The organism is Cupriavidus basilensis OR16, assembly GCF_000243095.1.
In the GTDB taxonomy this organism is placed as follows: Bacteria; Pseudomonadota; Gammaproteobacteria; order Burkholderiales; family Burkholderiaceae; genus Cupriavidus; species Cupriavidus basilensis_D.
On record NZ_AHJE01000366.1, the window covers coordinates 1 to 681 of the forward strand.

The 681-nt window shown below is 68.1% G+C and carries 2 pseudogenes; both read right to left on the minus strand.

Features of this window, described 5'->3' with window-relative positions:
• Positions 1-304 (minus strand): annotated as a pseudogene (locus OR16_RS39165) (hypothetical protein); the annotation flags it as partial.
• An 8-nt stretch (positions 305-312) separates the two neighbouring features.
• Positions 313-681, minus strand: a pseudogene (locus tag OR16_RS39170) (outer-membrane lipoprotein carrier protein LolA); the annotation flags it as partial.

Sequence of the window (681 nt, forward strand, 5' to 3'; positions counted from 1 at the left end):
CGGCCAGCCGGATGCAGCAGCCAGGCGGGCCGCGTTCGCTGCCGTAGCGGCAGCCTTCCAGCACGCCGCTGCTGACCGACTGCAGCAGCACGGCGCAATCGTTGGCGCTGGCCTGCGTGGCGGCGAGGAAATCCGGATTGGCCAGCACTTCCGGCAGCGCCGTATCGGAGGCGCGCAGGAAGGCATCCACGTCGAAGTGCTTGCTGGCGCCGGTCTGGCTCGCGCAGGCGGCAAGCAGCGCGGCAGCGGCAAGGCCGGCGGCACCACGGCGCCAGGCGGGCAGGGTCAGGAATGCTGGGATCATGGGGCGCCTCACTGCTTGAGCACATCGGCGCCCTTGGGCACCAGGTTACCGCTCTTGAAGCCGATGCCGATGCGCTCGAACTGCGTGTCCTTGGCCCTGGGCGTCAGTTCCAGCCACTCCACGCCGTCGCGGGTGGGGCCGTTCTTCACGACGAAGTTCTTTTCCAGGTCGTTGCTGCCGAACAGGATCGCGGCGGGGCTGGAGCCCAGCGCGCCGTCGAGCTTGCGCTCGGTGACCTGGTTCAGGTCCTTGTCGTAGATGTAGAGCGTCTGGCCATCGGCCTGCAGCAGCTGGTCATAAGGCTTGATGTAGCGCCACGGTGAACGTTCGCCCGGACCGCGAGAAAGCGAACGTGCCGCGTGGAGGTGCCTGCCACC